The 17,228-nt window shown below is 67.8% G+C and carries 17 protein-coding genes and 5 pseudogenes; 15 read left to right on the forward strand and 7 right to left on the reverse strand.

Going from position 1 to position 17,228, the window contains the following annotated elements:
• Together ACFZBD_RS34410 and tpg (ACFZBD_RS34415) are read left to right on the forward strand one after the other, a co-directional pair.
• Positions 1 to 86: pseudogene (locus ACFZBD_RS34410) on the forward strand (IS5/IS1182 family transposase); the annotation flags it as partial.
• Between the two features lie 233 nt (positions 87 to 319).
• Positions 320 to 604: pseudogene (gene tpg, locus ACFZBD_RS34415) on the forward strand (telomere-protecting terminal protein Tpg); the annotation flags it as partial.
• A gap of 282 nt (positions 605 to 886) precedes the next feature.
• On the opposite strand, the gene ACFZBD_RS34420 reads toward tpg (ACFZBD_RS34415), so the two are convergent.
• Positions 887 to 1,666: a hypothetical protein gene (locus tag ACFZBD_RS34420; RefSeq protein ID WP_391147533.1), complete on the reverse strand. Its 780-nt coding sequence runs from the start codon at positions 1,664 to 1,666 to the stop codon at positions 887 to 889.
• Positions 1,667 to 2,261: 595 nt separating this feature from the next.
• A complete protein-coding gene (locus ACFZBD_RS34425; protein ID WP_391147535.1) occupies positions 2,262 to 3,530 on the reverse strand; it encodes an N-acetylmuramoyl-L-alanine amidase in 1,269 nt (422 codons plus the stop codon).
• 449 nt (positions 3,531 to 3,979) lie between these two features.
• Between ACFZBD_RS34425 and ACFZBD_RS34430 the strand changes: the two genes are divergently transcribed.
• Positions 3,980 to 4,516, forward strand: a complete 537-nt coding sequence (locus ACFZBD_RS34430; protein ID WP_391147538.1) for a hypothetical protein — start codon at positions 3,980 to 3,982, stop codon at positions 4,514 to 4,516.
• Positions 4,517 to 4,802: 286 nt separating this feature from the next.
• On the opposite strand, the pseudogene ACFZBD_RS34435 reads toward ACFZBD_RS34430, so the two are convergent.
• Both ACFZBD_RS34435 and ACFZBD_RS34440 read right to left on the reverse strand, forming a co-directional pair.
• A pseudogene (locus ACFZBD_RS34435) lies at positions 4,803 to 5,042 on the reverse strand (restriction endonuclease); the annotation flags it as partial.
• Between the two features lie 318 nt (positions 5,043 to 5,360).
• Positions 5,361 to 5,750, reverse strand: coding sequence for a hypothetical protein (locus ACFZBD_RS34440; RefSeq protein WP_391147542.1), 390 nt, complete (start codon positions 5,748 to 5,750; stop codon positions 5,361 to 5,363).
• Between ACFZBD_RS34440 and ACFZBD_RS34445 the strand changes: the two genes are divergently transcribed.
• The 4 genes from ACFZBD_RS34445 (at position 5,733) to ACFZBD_RS34460 (ending at position 8,928) form a co-directional block, all read left to right on the forward strand.
• Positions 5,733 to 5,903, forward strand: a complete 171-nt coding sequence (locus ACFZBD_RS34445) for a hypothetical protein (protein WP_391147545.1) — start codon at positions 5,733 to 5,735, stop codon at positions 5,901 to 5,903. The genes ACFZBD_RS34440 and ACFZBD_RS34445 overlap by 18 nt on opposite strands.
• A gap of 345 nt (positions 5,904 to 6,248) precedes the next feature.
• Positions 6,249 to 6,902 (forward strand): hypothetical protein, encoded by a 654-nt coding sequence (locus ACFZBD_RS34450; protein WP_391147547.1) that lies wholly within the window; start codon positions 6,249 to 6,251, stop codon positions 6,900 to 6,902.
• Between the two features lie 510 nt (positions 6,903 to 7,412).
• Positions 7,413 to 7,811: a hypothetical protein gene (locus tag ACFZBD_RS34455; protein ID WP_391147549.1), complete on the forward strand. Its 399-nt coding sequence runs from the start codon at positions 7,413 to 7,415 to the stop codon at positions 7,809 to 7,811.
• A gap of 640 nt (positions 7,812 to 8,451) precedes the next feature.
• On the forward strand, positions 8,452 to 8,928 hold the full coding sequence (locus ACFZBD_RS34460) for a hypothetical protein (protein ID WP_391147552.1): 477 nt from the start codon (positions 8,452 to 8,454) through the stop codon (positions 8,926 to 8,928).
• Here ACFZBD_RS34460 and ACFZBD_RS34465 read toward each other — a convergent pair.
• The gene (locus ACFZBD_RS34465; protein ID WP_391147555.1) at positions 8,892 to 9,191 is read right to left on the reverse strand and encodes a DUF6207 family protein; all 300 of its coding nucleotides are present in this window, start codon (positions 9,189 to 9,191) and stop codon (positions 8,892 to 8,894) included. The two genes, ACFZBD_RS34460 and ACFZBD_RS34465, sit on opposite strands and share 37 nt — an antisense overlap.
• A 452-nt stretch (positions 9,192 to 9,643) precedes the next feature.
• On the opposite strand from ACFZBD_RS34465, the gene ACFZBD_RS34470 reads away from it, so the two are divergent.
• Together ACFZBD_RS34470 and ACFZBD_RS34475 are read left to right on the forward strand one after the other, a co-directional pair.
• Positions 9,644 to 10,144: a hypothetical protein gene (locus ACFZBD_RS34470; protein WP_391147558.1), complete on the forward strand. Its 501-nt coding sequence runs from the start codon at positions 9,644 to 9,646 to the stop codon at positions 10,142 to 10,144.
• Positions 10,145 to 10,258: 114 nt separating this feature from the next.
• Positions 10,259 to 11,020: an ATP/GTP-binding protein gene (locus ACFZBD_RS34475; RefSeq protein ID WP_391147560.1), complete on the forward strand. Its 762-nt coding sequence runs from the start codon at positions 10,259 to 10,261 to the stop codon at positions 11,018 to 11,020.
• 42 nt (positions 11,021 to 11,062) lie between these two features.
• On the opposite strand, the pseudogene ACFZBD_RS34480 reads toward ACFZBD_RS34475, so the two are convergent.
• Positions 11,063 to 11,412: pseudogene (locus tag ACFZBD_RS34480) on the reverse strand (TniB family NTP-binding protein); the annotation flags it as partial.
• Between the two features lie 99 nt (positions 11,413 to 11,511).
• On the opposite strand from ACFZBD_RS34480, the gene ACFZBD_RS34485 reads away from it, so the two are divergent.
• From ACFZBD_RS34485 to ACFZBD_RS34500, 4 genes and pseudogenes are all read left to right on the forward strand, one after another.
• Positions 11,512 to 11,769 carry a hypothetical protein gene (locus tag ACFZBD_RS34485; RefSeq protein WP_391147562.1) on the forward strand — a complete coding sequence of 86 codons (258 nt, stop codon included), beginning with the start codon at positions 11,512 to 11,514 and terminating at the stop codon, positions 11,767 to 11,769.
• An 8-nt stretch (positions 11,770 to 11,777) separates the two neighbouring features.
• On the forward strand, positions 11,778 to 12,146 hold the full coding sequence (locus ACFZBD_RS34490; RefSeq protein WP_391147571.1) for a hypothetical protein: 369 nt from the start codon (positions 11,778 to 11,780) through the stop codon (positions 12,144 to 12,146).
• 313 nt (positions 12,147 to 12,459) lie between these two features.
• Positions 12,460 to 13,188, forward strand: a pseudogene (locus tag ACFZBD_RS34495) (replicative DNA helicase); the annotation flags it as partial.
• Between the two features lie 58 nt (positions 13,189 to 13,246).
• A complete protein-coding gene (locus ACFZBD_RS34500) occupies positions 13,247 to 13,612 on the forward strand; it encodes a DnaB-like helicase C-terminal domain-containing protein (RefSeq protein ID WP_391147564.1) in 366 nt (121 codons plus the stop codon).
• Positions 13,613 to 13,752: 140 nt separating this feature from the next.
• Here ACFZBD_RS34500 and ACFZBD_RS34505 read toward each other — a convergent pair whose 3' ends face one another.
• A complete protein-coding gene (locus ACFZBD_RS34505) occupies positions 13,753 to 14,151 on the reverse strand; it encodes a hypothetical protein (protein ID WP_391147567.1) in 399 nt (132 codons plus the stop codon).
• 167 nt (positions 14,152 to 14,318) lie between these two features.
• On the opposite strand from ACFZBD_RS34505, the gene tpg (ACFZBD_RS34510) reads away from it, so the two are divergent.
• Positions 14,319 to 14,870 carry a telomere-protecting terminal protein Tpg gene (tpg, locus tag ACFZBD_RS34510; protein WP_391147574.1) on the forward strand — a complete coding sequence of 184 codons (552 nt, stop codon included), beginning with the start codon at positions 14,319 to 14,321 and terminating at the stop codon, positions 14,868 to 14,870.
• A 1,233-nt stretch (positions 14,871 to 16,103) separates the two neighbouring features.
• On the forward strand, positions 16,104 to 16,571 hold the full coding sequence (locus tag ACFZBD_RS34515; RefSeq protein WP_391147569.1) for a hypothetical protein: 468 nt from the start codon (positions 16,104 to 16,106) through the stop codon (positions 16,569 to 16,571).
• The last annotated feature ends 657 nt before the right edge of the window (positions 16,572 to 17,228 follow it).

The following is a 17,228-nucleotide window of genomic DNA, read 5'->3' on the forward strand; positions in this document are numbered from 1 at the left end:
GGCGGATCTTCCGCAGGTCCCGCTGCAGCCCCAACCGCATGACGTCAATCGCCAAGGCCGTCCTCACCCTGGAGCTGCAACGCTGAAGAAGCTCAGTGAGCTCGTGGCAGTGAGGGCGGGTCGGGAGCGGGTTGTTCTTGCAGGCTGCTGGCCCCCCGGTGAGGGTGTGCTGCTGACACCAGGCGGCAGTTTGCACTGTGGCGGCTGACGTGGTGCGGTACATCCTCAGGCGGCTGACTGTCATGAAGGCAGCACATCGCAGCCGACGGCCTGCGAGCACCGGTGCACAGCGCGCGGCTGACTGTCATGGACGTGAGAGATCGACGCGCGAGCGCTGTCATGGGGTGTTACAGCTGCAGATGGCGCACTGACACGGAAGCAAAGGTCGCAGGTGGGCCGGATCCGCCACCTCACCGTTGCCCTGCCCCCGCAGTACGCGGACCGGCTCTTCACCGCCCGTGAGCGGGGCGCCGGCGAACGCGAGCTCCAGGCAGTCGCCGCCGAAGCACTCAAGGACGTCTACTTCCAGGACGGCGGACGCCGCGCCGGGGGCCTGGAAGAAGTCCGTCTCACCGACGTTGAGCACATCGGGTTCGAGCTGTAGACCTGGCTTCAGGGCCCGGGTGGCTCGTTCCGCTCTGCACAGGCCACCTCCAGCGGTCGGCGCTGCCCCTCCGGATCCCGGATCTCACCCCGCGTGTCCGCGCACCCGGTATTCGGCCGGGAGATCGAATACCGGGAAGGCGGCGTCATCCGTGACTGCGGGCAGGGCCGTCACCCGTGGTGCAGCGGGGCTGGGCTCCTTCGCTCTTGCTGTGGCCGGCGGCGGAGCGGCGGGACGGGCGCGCGGGGGACGGCCCGCTCGGGCTGGCGTGCGAAGCCTGCATCAGGCTGCGTCCTTGATCGTGATATCGAACCGGTTGCCGTCCTCGGCCACCGTGCACTGGGGGCTGTTGTCTTCCTCAGGGAATACGCTGCACGTCACTGGATCACCCTTGAGGTAGGTGTCGATCCCGACCTGCCACCGCTTTCCGTTTTTGTCGTTGACTGTGTATTCCGTGTCCGTGCCCCAGGGGCTGCGCTGGTCGGAGAAGGGAGGCGTGGAGGCGGTCCAGGTGCTTTCCCCGCCCGGATCGATCACGGTGCTGTTTACGCTGCCGGGCGAATGAATGTAAGTCCCTGCGTGTGCTGAGGCCCGGGTGAGTGCCGCAGCGCTGGATGCCTCATTGTGCACCGTCACGAAGAGCGGGTTGCGCAGGTCAAGCTGTGTGGTGGAGAAGGCGCCTGCGGGTTCACCCGCTGCGTAGTAGTTGCTTCCCGGCCTCGACACAGCGGAGCTGGAATCCCAGTTTGCCGAGGTCGCATAGATAGCGACTCGGCCCTTGGAGTCCTTGAAGGTCAGCTCCACGGCCGGGTTATCCCAGGCCCAGTGGGTGACACCATATTCTCTGCTGTCGGTGTTGCCGAGAGTGTCGCCCACGCGGGGGAACCACAGATCAGCACGGTCTTCGATGGATTCCTCGGCCGGCCGGGACGAGTCCAGGACCCGCACGTTCGCGAGCGTCAGATTCTCCCCGGTGTTGTTGGTGACCCTGACCTTGTTGTAGATCAGGCCCTGCGCCTGAAGGCCGCCGTCATCCTGTGGCTGGGCGGGGCTGGCGGACACGGCGGGAGTCTGCGGTGCTGCCGAAGCTGCAGCGGCCCCCGCTCCTGAGAGACCTGCGGCAAGCGAGCCGGACACCAGAGTGATGATCGTGGCTTTCCTTGTGAAACGCATGCAAAAATCCTGACATTGAGGGCATTGCGTCCAATGGTGCGCGAAAAAGACCTGAGGGGTACTCCCGCAGTCGGCTGACCTAGGGGTCCGCACAGCCCGGACGACTGGCGGGCAGCAGTGGGTACTCTCCCGGCGGGATGTGCTGGCTTAAAGTCAGTGGTTCCCGGATGGAACAGGACTCTGGACGCTACGGCGGGACTCAGCGTGAGCCCGGCCGGCAGCTGGGCGGCCGGGCTCACTGGCTGCGCACGGGCGAGGGCTCACCGGCGCGGGCTCCTCGTGTCTTGCATCGTACGTGGTTACCCGGAGGGTGCCCCTATCTCCTTGGCCAAGGTGGATGGGTGCCGGTTCGGGCGTCTGGAACGATGTGCCTGGGATCGTTCCTTCCGTCTGCGGCGGGTGTGGCGGGCGAGTGTTCGTCGTGCTCGTCGACGATGCCGAGGGCGGTGCCGAGCGGGTGCGCGTCGACGCGACAGCCGGGCCCTCAACGTGCCCGCAGACAGAAACTTCCGCTTCGACCGAGAACAAAGGTCCCGTCAGCAAGCTGACGGGACCTCATGAAAGATCGAGGCTGGCCGGTGCGTTGGGCTACCTGTTTGCGCAGTTCGGGGAGCATGTCGTAGAGCTTGCCGCCCGGGCAGGATGTGGTGTTGACGTCCCTGTGGCTGGAGATGACGTTGACGTCGAGCACGGTGCCTGCCGGGTGCGGGTTGCTGCCGCCTCCTCCGCCCGAGACAAGCTGCGTGGAGCCTTCGGGGTCCATCTGGTACTGGCTGCCCTTCCAGGCGAGCACGTCGGCCAGGCTGCTGACCATCGCTTCGCTGGGCTGGGGGCCGGGGCCGGCGTCCCTGTTGTGGGGTTCGAAGCTGCCCAGCATGGCCACACCGAAGGAGCCGGTGTTGAAGCCCCGTGCGTGGCCTCCGGGAATGCCCGGGACCTCCGTGCCGGGCTGCATCTCGACGGAGCCCTTCCGGCCTTCCCAGATGCCGCCGAAGCGGTCGACAACAAAGTGGTACGGGAAGTCTCCGTAGCCGAGATTCCTGATGACGTGGACGTAGATGCCGTTGATGATCTGCGGCACCTCTTCCCGGGTGTAGGTGTTGCTTCCCGTTGCCGTGTGGTCCGTGTGGTGGACGACGGCGGCCTTGAGGGAGGGCTGCAGTTTGTACCCGGGGTCGGCCAGAGTCTCGTCGGCACCCCAGTCCTTGCGCAGCTTCACCTCCGGCTGCCCGGCCTGTGCAGTCCCCGCCTGGCGGCCGGAGGAAGACGCGGCGGTGCCCGGGGCAGGATCGATGAAGGACAGCCGCAGGTCCTGCGGCAGGCTGCCCTGCGGCGACGTGAAGCGGAGTTCTGCCCCGTCCGCATCGCCCGTATAGAAGGCCGGAGAGCCAGCCCGCTCCGCCTCCCCGGCCATACCTTCGTCAAGCTCCAGCGGCACCTCCCGCCACGGCTCCCAGGCGCCCTCCCGGTGGATCCGTGCCTGCGCGGTCAGCCCGTCACCGGCAGCAGAGTCCTTCTTCCAGCTGAGGCCGATCGAGGAGAAGTGCTTCCCGGTGATCTCCCCTGTGGTGAAGGTCTTGCCGGACGCGGCCTGTTCCGGCAAGGCGCTGGAGGGCGTGCCGGTGCCGCCGGTGAGCACGGTGTCTTCATTCTGGGAGTGATCACCCGCCTTTGCCGCAATAGCGGGAGATGCGGTGCTGGTGCCCGCCAAGGCAATGGGCGCTGTCAGCGACACTGTTCCGAGAACAATCACAGGGATCTTCTTTGCAGATTTTCATGGAATTCCCTAGGCGGTACCCAGATTTTTCCGAATCGCAAAGAGGGACTGGGTGTATGCCTGGTAGCGAATAGATTCCCTACCATGCTCACATGCAGACACATTACGGCTGGTCCCCCGACCGGAGATCTCGCAGATGACAAGCCCCATGGGCTCAGTGGCGGGCCCTGAGGCCGCCCCCGCCCATGCGCTGGTTCCCGGATTTCCGGAGGTATGACGCGGCTGCTCTTCTGCGTGCTCAGGCGCAGAGCAACCAGCAGAGGGTGCCGGGGTGGCGCCGATACCATATCCGGCTGAAGGGTCTGCGGCTGCGCCCACAGGCGGTGGACTGTGGACTGCCTGGTGCGGGGGCCGGCCGGCCGGCGAAAGCGGCGACGGGGACGGGAGAGGATGGGGAGTAGATCCTGTCACTTGAAGGAGCCGCAATGAGTGTCCGTCGTCGCAGAGCAGCTGTTATCGCAGTGCTGGCCGGGATTGCAGCGGGGGGCATGGCCGGCTCGGCCGCCGCTGCTGAACGTCCGCCGGTTCCGGCGGCTGCGGTTTCATCCCTCCCGGATCCCGGTCCCAGTGCCTCTCAGGCTGCCCAGGGGATGTACTCGGCTATCACGGTAAACAATTACACTGGGCATGATCTCAAGATTACGAAGATAGAATTCAAGGGGCCTGACGGCACCGATTGGTCTCCCAGCGACGCGTTCACTGAGGAAGAGGAGTGGAAGCCGCAGGTGGGTGATTCACTGACCACTGGCAGGACTTTCGGGGCCATATTCTATATATGGCAGCCGGAGATCCGGATCACGGCTGCCGACGAATCAGGGAATACTCTTGAATTCGGAGTGAAAACAACTTTCGGAGGTGCTGTATTCACCTCCGCTCACTCAGATAATTTCCTTGTCAAGTTCATTCTGGACAAGTCCGGTCCCTACACCGCGTCGGTTGACATAGTCAAGAAGAACCCCTGAGGCACTTGCTATTCGGCGGTTGCTCTTCAGTGGTTCGGCGTTTTGTCTTCAGTAGGTGTTGCGGCTTTGTGAACTGCTGCTTTGTGGTGGTGGGGGGGGGCTGGTTTTGCTGATGGTTTGACGCCGATTTACCGGTGAAGAGTGGAGCTGAAGCGGGGGTGGGGTTGGCGCTGAGTCTGTGGGTAGGCCGATGCGTGAGTGTCTCCTGATGGGCGGTGGTTGCTGTGTTGTCGGGAGCGGTCCCTGTGGCGGAGGTGCTGGGGTTGGTCTCCTGCTTCCGCGGGGGTTAGGTGAGGTCTCGTGTTTCCCAGCCGGGTGGGAGTTTGGGGAGGCCGATGAGGGCGTCGATGCCGAGGTGTTCGAGGAGGAGCGCTTTCAGGTGTCGGCCGTCGATGAGTTCCATGCGGCCGGTGCGGTGGGCGAAGTCGTGGCTGGCTTTGCCGAACCAGGCTGTGGTGACGACGATGCCCTTGGCTGCTGCTTTGTCGTGCATGACGTCGGCGAGGGCGCGGACAGCTTCGGCGGGAACGGAACGGCGTCCTGCCCCAGGAGCAGAAGGAGGCCGAGGACGCGCGGCGCGCGGCCGAGCTGGAGAGGATCGCGGACGCCGAGGAGCGCGAGCGGCAGCGTGTCCTGGACGCCGAGGAGGCCGAGGCGGACGCGAAGGTGCGGCGCATGAGCATCGCGGCGAAGGTCACGACCGCCGAGCACGAGATCGCCGCGCAGACGTCGGCCGCCGCAGCACAGGGCCCGTGCGACGGAGACGACGGCGACCACCGGCGCCGAGACCGCCGCGCACGCCGCGCGCCTGGCGGCGGAGGCCGCCCGCCGGCAGGCGGAGCGCTCAGCGCAGGCCCTGGAGCGGGCCGCCGCCCGCGAGGAGGAGGCGGACAGGACCGCCGCGGAGGCCGAGGCGATCGCCCGTACCGAGGCCGCGAACCGGACCGCCGCAGAGGACCGCAAGGCGGCCGCCGAAGCCGACGAGCAGGCCGCGCGGAAGACGGCCGCCGCTCTGCGGAGCGAGGCGGAGGCCGAGCGCCTGGATGCGGAGCGCGCCGAATCCGCGCTCCGCACGGCGGAGGCCGAGCGGCAGACGGCGCTCCTGACACGCGCCGCCGCGCAGGCCCGCGAAGAGGCCGCGCGTTACGAGCTGGCCGCACAGGAAGCCGAGGACGCCGCCCGCCTGTCCCCCCGCGCGGAACGGAAGGTCGCCCGCATGATCCTGGCCGCCCACGCCGCCGTCCCGGCCGGGCAGCGGCCCGCGCAGCCGGACATGTACGCCGTCACCCTGGAACAGGTCGGCGACGCGCTCGGTGTCGCCCGCACCGCCGCGAGCGAGCGCTGCCAGGCCGCCTACGACCTGATCCTGAACGGCTACACCGGCTGACCCGGTGTCACGTGCGATGTGCCGGCTTCCTGTCAGTGAGCTCGTGGCAGTGAGGACGGGTCGGGAGCGGGTTGTTCTTGCAGGCTGCTGGCCCCCCGGCGATGGTGTGCTGCTGACACGAGGCGGCAGTTTGCGCTGTGGCGGCTGACGTGGTGCGGTACATCCTCAGGCGGCTGACTGTCATGACGGCAGCACATCGCACCCTGATGGTCCATCGCATCCCTCAATCGCCTGACCGCCTGGCAGCAGGCCGGAAGGCAGCATGAGAGAGCACGACCTCTGTCCGTCCTCGTGGCGGCATAGGCACTCAGCTACGAGAGAAGACCATCCATGAGTAGTTCCCGTATGCGGCGCAGCATCCTCGCAGTGGTTGCCGGTGCTGCGATCGTGGTTCCGGCCACGCTTGCCGTGAGTCCGGCCTCCGCTGCCGACGGCCCGGTGAAGCCTGGGCCGACGGTGTCCGCGGCGGTGCAGGGTGAGGCAGACGACGTATCGGCGCAGATCAGCCGGGAATTCACCATCACCAATGCCACCGGGAACAGGGTACAGCTCGACCGCGTCGAAACGGACGGAGATTTCCAGGACGGCCGCCCTGCAGACAGCAGCGTCATCGATCCAGAGGGTCCTCCTCATGTCTTCCACATGACCTGGTGGTTCGCGCAGCACAAGGCCGCTACGGCGTATTACACCGTTCTCGGCGATGATTCTCAGCCTATTGGCAGCTTCTCAGTAAAGATGGAGGTTGACGGCGTGGGGAACCAGACCGCATCCGCATCCGGTTCCGGAACCGGATGGAGAGTGGAGGCCGTCGGCAACACCCAGCTGAAGGTACGCAAGGCCGAACAGAAGAAATTCGAGGGGTCGGGCCGTCAAGCCTATAAGGCACATCTAGCGGCACTCGAAGAAATGGCGCGTTTCTCGGATAGCTGCCGCGAGATTTCCCATCGCGAGTTTGAATGGGGCGGCCTCTGGTTGTCAGAGGTCCAGGCAGAATGCTGACCTCAGTCGTTGAACCGTCAGTCAATACTGGGTGCTGACCGCTGCAACCAGGGCGGGCTCGTGAAAACCCGGACCGTGCCCGGGCGGCCTGCGGAGGCTACGTCTGCTTCGAGGACGAGGCAGGCCTCACCCGCAGGCCGCCCCGCGGACGCACCTGGGCACGGCGGGGCCGCGCACCCCGGTCGTGACGGTCAGGGACGCCGCTCGGGCCGCCTCTCGGTCGCCGGACTGATCGCGATGCGGCCCGGCTCCCGCACCCGCCTGTCCTACTGCCTCCTCGCCCACCCCGGCGGCAGCACGAAACGCCGCAGCATGAGCGAGAACGACTTCATCGCCCTCATCGACGGCATGCACCACCTCGTGCGTGCCCGCTCGTCCTGGTCTGGGACCGGCTCAACACCTACGTCTCCCGCCGCATGCGGCAGATGATCGACGACCGGGAGTGGCTGACGGTGTTCCTGCTGCCCGCCTACGCACCCGGCCGTCGACGTCGTCGCCGTGGTGTACGTGATGCGCGGCGCCTTCAAGCGCCACCACCTGCTCGCCGAAGCCCGCCGCCACCTCTCCTCCGTCCTACGAGGCCGCCCCCACCAGCCCGGCCTGGACAAGAGAATCGTGCAGACGGCCGTCGACGACTACACCCGCCCGGCAAGCCGGCGGATGATGACCGCCGACCTGCGCGCCCTGTACCCCCGCGACACCGAGGACGAGGCCGTGCTGCGCGCGCTGACCCGCAACCGGTCCGCCACTCCGTACCAGCGGGCACGCCTCGCGGCTGGCGCCCTGACCGCCCGGGTCCACGCCGTACGCCTCGCGGACCGCCTGAACTCCCGGACCCGGCAGCGTACCCTCACCGTGCCGACCACCCCGAGCCCGGGGCGGAAGGCCGGCCCGGACCTGGAACCATGACGGACGTTGCCGCGGTGGAGCTGACCAGCCGGACGCTGGAGACCGCCGCCGCCGAGATCGCCGCCCGGCTCCAGGCCGGGATCCGGGAACGAGCCGCCGCCCGCCGCCCTGCACCACAGCCCGCCCCAGCGACGTCCCCGCCACCGCACCCCCGCAGTCTGTCCAGCCCGCACCTGGCCGGACGCCACCCACCGGAGGAGTCGCATGACCATCAGGCCGCCCGCGGACCCGAGGATCGAAGCCGTCGCCGCCCGGCTGTATGAGGCGGCCCAGAAACGCGGCGGGCGCTGGGCAAGCCCAAGGGGAGCCTGGGCAAGCCGCCCGAACACCGGCTTGCCCACCCCCGGCCCTGGCCAGGCTGACCGATCACGAGTGACCGATGACCGGTCACCGCCTCGGCCGGGAGTTGCATGGACCGGTCACGGCGCTGACGTGCGGGTTGGCCGATCCCGGGAGACGGATCGGTCACGGCCGGACCGCCGACCGGTCACGGCTTCTGCTGGGCAAGCCATCGACATGAAGGGCTTGCCCAGCGTCCGGATCACGTGGCGGGACGGCCCCCGAAGTCGCGGCGTCACCCTCCGGGACGCAGACGCCCGGAGCCAGGCCGATGCCTCCTCGCCGGCCATGCACCGGAGCCATGAGACGAACCAAGCAGAGCAACACCGGGCCTGTGCACAGCGATGCGGGGGACATGTGGCACGCCTTCGCCTCCCTCCGTCAGACCCACTCCGAACCCGTCGGGTGCCTGGTCCCCTTCGAGCGAGCTGACGCGCTGCTCTCCCTCGCCTGGCCCGGTGACATCGGCTGCACCGCGCGAGTGGAGCTGTCCGGCGGGGAGACGACGGGCCACGTCCACGATCTGATCACCACGGTCACCCGCGGCATCGCCTACGAACTGGGCGCCGCCGCGCCGGGCACCGCGCTGGAGATCCTGCTCGGCAAGCGCCACCAGCTCGCCCTCCGCACCGGCCACGTGGACGGCCTCACCCAACTCCTGCGCGACGCCGTCACCACCATCGACGCGCACGGTACGCCCGGCGGGCAACTGTGCTCCCACTGCCACGGCACCGGGCGTGCTCACCCCCTGTGGGCGCCGGCGGCCGGGCAGGCCTGAGCGCCTGGGCAAGCCCTCCGCGAAGGCGGCTTGCCCAGGGGCCTGTGGCTATGGGCTTCCCGTCCCGGGCGCAGGACGTCGGCGTAGATCCGGGCCCGCACGCCGGGCTCGCCGGGATCCCGGCGCATCGGGCCGATGCCCGAAGTTGCCCAGCGCTCTTCCAGCGCGGCCATGACGGCCCGGACGGTGTCCTCGTCCCCGCCGGTGATGTCCAGGACCACCAGGCCCGGCTCCGCGATGTGCTGCTTGTTGATCGGCTTCATGTCCGCTGCGACGGCGGGGGACCGGAGGGGGTTCGCCGTCGGCTTCGGTTCCACCCGCACGAGGGAGTGGAACGGCGCCGCCGGCCCTGAAGGTCGGGAGCCCCGCTGAGCCTTGCGAGAGGTTGCACCGGAGGGCGGCTGGAGGGTTGTCTGCACGGTTGCACTAGGCGGGGGACCGCAGGTGTGACCGGAGGTGGGACCCCCCGAATCTGCTGATCTTGTATTCGCGCAGGTCAGATGCCGTGGGCAAGCCCCCTTCGGAAGACGACACCTCTTTGTACGCGGTAGCCGTACGAGAGGTTGGTCCTGTGGGGGCGGGGCGTGGGGCGGTGCTGACGGACTCTCCGAACTGGCTGCGACCAACCGTGTCCGTCCCGCTACGGTGCTCGTTGATCGGCTCCGACTGCACGGGGGAACCCTTGATGGTGACGGCTCGACACACACGCACAGCAGTGCCGAAGGCGCCGGCCACCACCCCGCCCGCCACGACCACTGCCGCGCCCGCTCCGGCGACGACGTCGGCCGATCCGCAGGCGGCGGAGAAGAAGGCCGTCCTGGCGTCCTTCGAAGGGATGTGGACCGAGCAGGGCAAGGCGAACGCGAAGGCCGACGCCAAAGGCACGGCGCTGCGGAAGTACACGGCGCTCGACGCGCTGTCGAAGATCGAGAACAACCTCGCGAGGATGCGGCAGTCAGGGATCGTCATCCGGGGCGAACTCGGGCACAGCGGCACCGCCGTGACGACGCTCGACCTGACCCCCAGGACCCCGAAGGCCGTCGTGACCACCTGCGTGGACCTGTCCACCTACGAGCGGTACGACACCCGGGCGAAGAAGACGATCCCCCTGCCCTCGAACCAACCGGTGCGCTACCTGATGACCATCCACACAGAGAAGTGGCCCACGGGATGGATTGTGACCGACCTTCAGCAGGAAGGGGCCCGCACATGCTGACGCGGCGCGCGGTGGCAGCCGCGGGCGTGCTCCTGGCCACCGTCCTCACCCCGGCCGCGCACGCCGGCGGCCCCGGCGGCGGGGTCTGCAAGGACGGGGACACTGTACGTCTCGGTGTGCGCCGAGGACGGGACGCTCTCCGGCGGCTCCTCGGGCAGCTCGGGCACGACGATCCCGGTCGGCGCCGGCTCCGGGGCCGGCTCCTCGGGCGGCGGATCCTCGGCGCCGCCGTGCACGTACGAGAAGCTCGACCCCCAGCCTCCGGCGGAGAACCTGGCGTGGGAGGGCAAGACCCCGGCAGACGGCGCGGTCTACCGGGTGAACTGTCCCGACTCCGGCCGGATCGGCGTCGTCTTCGTCCCCTCCGCCGGTGCCGCGCCCGCGCCCCGGATCGACCCGGAGGTTCTGGCGCGCCGTGCGGTCGACTCGATGCGGCTTACGGGCCCGGCGGTCGCGTCGCCGCGTTCGGCGGGGACGTATCTGGTCGGGATACCGATGTGGATGTGGGTCACGCCGTCCCCGAACACGTTCGGTCCGGTGTCGGCGTCCGCGACCGCTGGCGGCGTCACCATGACCGCCACGGCGAAGGTTTCGTCGGTCCGCTGGGACATGGGCGACGGCAAGGTGATCACCTGCGCCGGGCCCGGCACCCGCTACACCCCGGACCGGGGCAAGACCCCGTCCCCGACGTGCGGACACCTCTACGAGCGCGCCGCCTACGACAAGCCGAACGAGCGCTACGCGGGCCGCGCGACCGCGACGTGGACCATCGAGTGGGAGGCGCCCGCCCTCGGGGACGCCGGGGCTCTGACCGAGGCCCGGGAGAGCACGTTCACCGTCCGCGTCGTCGAGATGCAGGCGCTGAACGTCCGCTGACCGACCGGCCGTCTGACCGGTCGTGGTGAGTCCGGCGTGTGTGCCGAGGCGTGCGGGCAAGGCTCCGCATTCCACCAGGGAGGCCCGGTCGGCGAGTTGGGCTCCGCGTACTCCGGTGAACAGGGCGTGGTGGTGACGTCGATGCCTGCATATACGAAGGTCGCGCGGATGCGTTCGGTGAGGTCTTTGAGGAGGTCGGCGGTTTCCGCGTGGGTGGTGGTGCGGGGGTTGAGCCGGTGGATCCCGTCGATGAGGATGAGGCGTACGCCGGTGTGGTTGTAGGTGTGGCAGACGGCGTCGGTGATCTGGGCCTGGGACATCCGGCCGGTCACGGGGATGCCGAGGTAGCGGGCGAACTCGGTCGCGAGGGCTTTCGCACTTGCCGCAGGTGGGCCAGCATTCACATCAGCTTCATGACCGAATATTCGACTCTGGCATAGTATGGGTACGGGTACGTACCCGTACCCTCTACGTGTGGAGGGAGCCCGATGATGCCTGACGCCAATGTCCGCATTCCCGAGGAAGCCCGCGACCGGCTTGCCGCCATAGCCGCGGCGGAGGGCCTATCGCTGCGGGCCTACCTGGCCCGGCTCGCTGAAACCATGCTCACCCCGGAGGAGCGGGCCGCGCGGGCGGAGCTGGCCCGGTCCGCGCTGAAGACGTGGAACGGCTACGCGCCCACTCCTGCTGAGGAGCAGGACCTCGACAACGAGCTCGACCGGCGGCTGGCTCAGGCGGCCGCCCGGTGAGCGACGCCATGCACATCGTCCTGGACGACACCGCGATGGCAGCGGCCGGCCAGGGCAACGTTCTCGCCTCGCGCCTCATCCATCGCGCCCACGCCCAGGCCGGCTGGTACCTGTACGCCCCCGCGTGCGCGCTCGTGGAAGCCGACCGTGCCCGGCCCGGCACGGCGGAACACCTTGTCGCACTGCCGGGCATCACTGTGCTCGACCTGGACCTTCCAGCTGCTTTGGCGGTGGCCCGGCAGGACACCTGGGCGGTGGCCCACTGCCAGTACGCAGCCCAGCCGACCGCGGACCGCCCCGACGGGGCGATCATCGCCACCACCGCACCCGACCGGTGGATCGGTGAGCCGGTTCGTGTCCTCGACCTTACGCCCTGACGACGTCGGCTGGTGGCTACGAAGCAGGCCGGACCGCAGCAACGGTCCGGCCTGTGGCCCCCTGCCCGTGCACCCGAACAGGAGACCTCCAGTGTCCACCTTCCCGGCCAGCGGCCCTCCGCCGGGCCGGACGATTTCGACGACGAGAGCACCGGCACGCGGTCCGGCGACGTGCTGCGCCGGCCCCCGCAGAGCCTTGAGGCCGAACAGGCCGTTCTCGGCACCCTGATGAGCCACCGGCGCCGTCGGGCGGTACTTCGCCGAGACCTTGGAGACGGGCATCACGGCGCGGGACTACTACCGGCCCGCCCGCGTGCTGATCCACCGCGCCGTCTGCGACCTGCACCAGGCCGGGGAGCCGGTCGACCCGGTCACCGTCGCCGAGGAACTGACCCGGCGCGGCGAGCTGGCCAGAGCGGGCGGCGCGGCCTATCTGCACACCTGCGTTCAGGCGGTGCCCACCACTGCGAACGGGTCGGCGTACGCGGAGATCGTGCGGGCCAAGGCCTACCGCCGTGCGGCGATTGAGTCGGCGCAGAAGATCCTCCAGTACGCCTACAGCGAGGAGGGCGACGACGACGACGTCCGCGGCCTGGTCGAGCAGGAACTCACGGCGATCGCGCCGGGCATGCCCGGCCTGAACACCGCACCGCCCTCCGTGAGCGATCTCTACCTCGGGTTCGTCTCCGAGCTGGAGGAGATCCAGAACGGCCGCAAGATCGGCCTGACCTACGGGCTGCCCGACCTGGACGCGGTGACGTCCGGGATGCGCCCGGGGAACGTCACCGTTGTTGCCGCGCAGTCCGGCGTGGGCAAGTCGACCTTCGCCCTGAACGCCGCCGTGGCGGCCGCGAAGCCCGGGGCGAAGGTGATGTTCTCCTCGCTGGAGATGAGCAGCACCGAGCTAATGCAGAAGATCGCCGCCGCCGAGGGCCTGATCCCGCTGCACCACCTCACCCGGCAAGGCGGCCTCACCCCCGAGGGCTGGGCCGAGGTCGAGCGCCTGGGGCGCGAGCTGTTCCGGACCCTCCCGCTGCGGGTCTACCGGCCCGACGGCGCGGCCCTGCGCGACATCGAGTCCGCCGCCCGCGCCTGCGCCCGTGACGGACGTCCTGGTGGTGGACTACGTCCAGCTCGTCGAGGTCGAGCAGACCCGCAACACCAGCCGCGAACAGGCCGTCGCCGCCGTCTCACGGGGCCTGAAGAACCTCTCCGTCCAGCTCGGCTGCCACGTGATCGCCCTCTCCCAGCTCAACGACGAGGGGCTGATGCGCGAGTCCCGGGCCATCAAGAACGACGCCTCCGTGGTGCTCAAGGTCGAACGCCCCGACATGGACGAACCCGAATCCCCGCGCGCCGGCGAAGTCGACCTCGTGATCGAGAAAAACAGGTTCGGACCCCGAGCCACTCTCACCGCTGCCGCACAGCTCCACTACTCCAGGTTCGTGGATATGGGACAGGCGTGATCCAAAAAAGCCCCCTGCGCGGTCGCCTGCCGCCCTTTCCGCCCCACCCAAGTCTCTTTGGGTGGGGCGGCTGGTGAAAGGGCGTCAGATCACCGCACAGAGCCCCGCCCCTGTACCGGGTGCGCTTCGACCTACCGAGTTCATGTGAGGCCGCGCACCGAGAGGAACCTGCTCCACTCCTTCACGGCGTCCTCCGCGATCTCCAGAACGTCGTACTCCTTGCCTCCGGATGCAACGTAGAAACGGTGCGCGGAGCTCCCCGTCCCGGCGAAGACGGATACGTCGTTCCGCGCGATCGTCGTGGAGGCGTCACCGGTCCGGGTTCGGTCTGGCCGCAGCGTGAGGTGCTTCGAGCCGTTGGCGAGATCTGCACAGAGCTGGAGCTTGGGGCATCTATTGATCAGTGCGTCCCCGTCAGCCTTCGTCACGGTGGTCGCCGAATCGTTGCCGACCCAGTCCTTGAGGTGGTGCACGGCCTCGAAGAACGACAGAACCCGGTCGACTGCAACGTCGGTGCCGCCATGGATGCCTCGGTACACGGCCTGTACGTCCGCTAGGCGACGACCTACCCGGTCCCATTGCGATTCCCAGCCCTGCCCAAGCATGAATCAAGTATCGCCCCTACCTCAGTCCGGGGATCGGGACCGCCCTGGTGTGTTGTGCGTTTCAGTTGTCGGGTCGCCGCCACCTCGAACGCTCAGTCACAATCAGCCGCAGCCTCGACAAAGCCCTCGAAGGGGCGTTCACCCGCCCCGTACCGAAATCCGCAGGCGCCCAGATGCGCTACCTCATCAAGCAGCACCACGGCAGAACCAAGGCCGTCGCCACCCTGCTCGGCGTCTCCCAGCGCACCGTGGAGCGCTACGTGAAAGACCAGATCAAGAAGCCCCGGCCGGACCTCGCCGCACGCATGGAGCGCGAGGTGAAACAGCGGTGGCAGCCTCAAGTCCGGGCCCGCGCCCGCAAGACAGCGGCGACTACGGGCGGCATCGTCATCGACACCCGTGCCCGCCTGGGTTGCACCGCCCCGATCGGCACCACCGACGAAACCCGCATCCGCCACCTCACCGTCGCCCTGTCCCCGCAGTACGCCGACCGGCTCTTCACCGCCCGTGAGCGGGGCGCCGGCGAACGCGAGCTCCAGGCGGTCGCCGCCGAAGCACTCAAGGACGTCTACTTCCAGGACGGCGGACGCCGCGCCGGGGACCTCGAAGAGGTCCCTCTCACCGACGTCGAGCACATCGAGTTCGAGCTGTAAAACCCCGCATTCACCGCGCCCCACCCGCGACTGTGACTGAGTCCTTCAGCTGGCGAGTGAGTGCTTTGGTTGGCGGAGGTGGCGCTCGCTTCCGCGGTGGAGGTGAGCGATGTGCTCACGCTACGTTGAAGAATGAGTGCCTGTAGTAGTTGTCCGGTTCTATTTTGTCCGGATCTGTCGGTGGCGGCGGGTAATCTGATCTGTTGATCGGATTCTGCCGTGTGGGCTTTGGAGCCCTTGATGAGCACGGTTCGCCGATCGGGAAGGGGATCGCTTCGTTGCTGTCCCTCGCACAGGAGGCGATAGACCGCCTCTACAGCACCGCTCGCCGTGTCCGGGGCGCGAGTGGCACCGACGCACCCGCCGCCGAGGAGAACCTCGTGCAGGCCGTGCGTGAGGCGCTGAAGGCCAGCGTCTCTCACAAGAGGATTCATCAGATCACTTGCCTCTCTATGGACCGCATCCGCATGCTGCGGCCGCCGGTGGCCCCCAGGCCTAGGCCTGGGGGCCAGCCCGCTGCTGGTTCTGCCCAAGTGGGTCGGCGAGAAGCTCGCCGCCATGAAGCGGTCCGAGGGCACCACGCCGCGGATCACGATCGTCTCGGGAGGTCTCCCCGGGCACGGTAAGCGCCGCTAAGTCCGGTTGCCCGGCTCCCCGCATCCACCGATGCGGGGAGCCGTTTTCCTGCCCCCTGTAAAGCACACCGTTTGGCTGTTTCGGTGAACACGCCTGCGTAGGTCAACGCGTGTTTCTCGTTGAAAGTCGCCGTGAATGCTCAGACTCGCCAACTGGAGCGCCCGGTCATAGCGACTCAGCCCCGGAACATTCACTCCGGGGCTGAGTTGTGCGCGTACCGCCACCGGCGGCGAATGGTGACCGTGATGGTCAGCCCCCCGTTGCGATGTGCCGGCTTCCTGTCAGTGAGCTCGTGGCAGTGAGGGCGGGTCGGGAGCGGGTTGTTCTTGCAGGCTGCTGCCCCCCCCCGGTGAGGGTGTGCTGCTGACACGAGGCGGCAGTTTGCGCTGTGGCGGCTGACGTGGTGCGGTACATCCTCAGGCGGCTGACTGTCATGAAGGCAGCACATCGCACTGGGTCTTCCGCCGATCAGCAGGAGTGACTCATCCGCTAGTGGGGCCGAGGAGCCGATACCTTTTTGTCTTCCTTTCCGGAACGATTACAGAAATATTGATTGCGACGATGCTTCCAGTCCGGATCTCTCCTGTGGAGAATTTTATGAAGAAGCGAACCAGAATGCTGGTGGGCGGCAGTATTGCTGCTGTTGCAGCCGCTGCTGGGCTGGTTTCCCCGGCTTACGCCGCAGACCATGTCTCTGCGGCAGCAGAGAATGAAGTATCGGTTACGGTAGAAAATCGCACCGATGACGTGCTCACGCTTGGGGCCGTCTCTCTCTCAGGGACCGCTGAATTTATCAAGTCTCCGGGTGTGGTGGGACAGACTGAAATCAACCCCTCCGGGCTCACCGATTGGTCTGTGAGAGCTCTTATGTCTAGAGATGCGATGGGCTGGGCAACTTACAAGGCGCCTAATGGTGATTCTATTCAGGTGGCGGCAGACTCATATAACCAGGTCACCTATTGCTGGGTGTCGGGCCCGGAGGACCGGCAGGACTCTCCTTCTCATGCCTGCAAGGTGGCGGGCACTCCAGAAAATCCATACGTGATTATCGCAGACAAAGGCTGAGCGGTAGGTGTGTCGGGACAGCTACTAACCTCCGTGAGACGGCGTCTCGCAGGGTGATCGGGGAACTCTGGGTCAGGTCCCGTCTGGCGGAGCCCCAAAGCTGTTGAGTGAGCTCAATTATTCAGCCTTGGCCGGGGTGGTGCTGCGGGAGCCCGATGAGGGGGCCGACGTAGCCCCCCGGCCCATGCCTTTCGGGGTGTGGCTCTGTTTCGCCATGAGTACATGGTGCATCAGATTCCAGACTTGATCCGTGCCTCAAAATGAAGCACGTGTGGAGCAGGTGGCTGTAGTCTCGAACCTGATCCGATGTCAGCTAGTAGCTCCCCCTCGACCCGGGCGCCCCCTCCCTCTCGCTGCCAGGGCCGTAGGCCCGTTGAGGCCTCGCGCAGCGGGGCCGGCCTGTGGGGGCGGAGCCCCCACAGAGGGCTGAAGCGCAGCGTAAGCCCAGGTCACGGCGCAGCCGGGACCGTGTCCCGCAACGCGGGACCTAGCTCCGAGAGCGCAGCGAACGGAGCGTCACCAGGACTGCGCAGCAGTCCTGGTGAGCGGACCGCGCAGCGGTCCGCTTCCGCTCACGCGGAGCGGGAGCGGAACACCCGCGCGCAGCGCGGGTGTTCGCTTGCACATCGCGAAGCGATGTGGTACCCGCGCCGCGGG

Source organism: Streptomyces sp. NPDC008121 (assembly GCF_042957155.1).
Lineage (GTDB): Bacteria > Actinomycetota > Actinomycetes > Streptomycetales > Streptomycetaceae > Streptomyces.

Excerpts from the sequence above, each read along its gene's own strand:
- ACFZBD_RS34515 (WP_391147569.1), top strand. The coding sequence starts at position 16,104 with ATGAAGAAGCGAACCAGAATGCTGGTGGGCGGCAGTATTGCTGCTGTT.
- ACFZBD_RS34460 (WP_391147552.1), top strand. The coding sequence starts at position 8,452 with ATGAGACGAACCAAGCAGAGCAACACCGGGCCTGTGCACAGCGATGCG.
- ACFZBD_RS34430 (WP_391147538.1), top strand. The coding sequence starts at position 3,980 with ATGAGTGTCCGTCGTCGCAGAGCAGCTGTTATCGCAGTGCTGGCCGGG.
- ACFZBD_RS34455 (WP_391147549.1), top strand. The coding sequence starts at position 7,413 with ATGCGCGGCGCCTTCAAGCGCCACCACCTGCTCGCCGAAGCCCGCCGC.
- ACFZBD_RS34485 (WP_391147562.1), top strand. The coding sequence starts at position 11,512 with ATGCCTGACGCCAATGTCCGCATTCCCGAGGAAGCCCGCGACCGGCTT.
- ACFZBD_RS34490 (WP_391147571.1), top strand. The coding sequence starts at position 11,778 with ATGCACATCGTCCTGGACGACACCGCGATGGCAGCGGCCGGCCAGGGC.
- ACFZBD_RS34450 (WP_391147547.1), top strand. The coding sequence starts at position 6,249 with ATGCGGCGCAGCATCCTCGCAGTGGTTGCCGGTGCTGCGATCGTGGTT.
- ACFZBD_RS34445 (WP_391147545.1), top strand. The coding sequence starts at position 5,733 with ATGATCCTGGCCGCCCACGCCGCCGTCCCGGCCGGGCAGCGGCCCGCG.
- ACFZBD_RS34465 (WP_391147555.1), bottom strand. The coding sequence starts at position 9,191 with ATGAAGCCGATCAACAAGCAGCACATCGCGGAGCCGGGCCTGGTGGTC.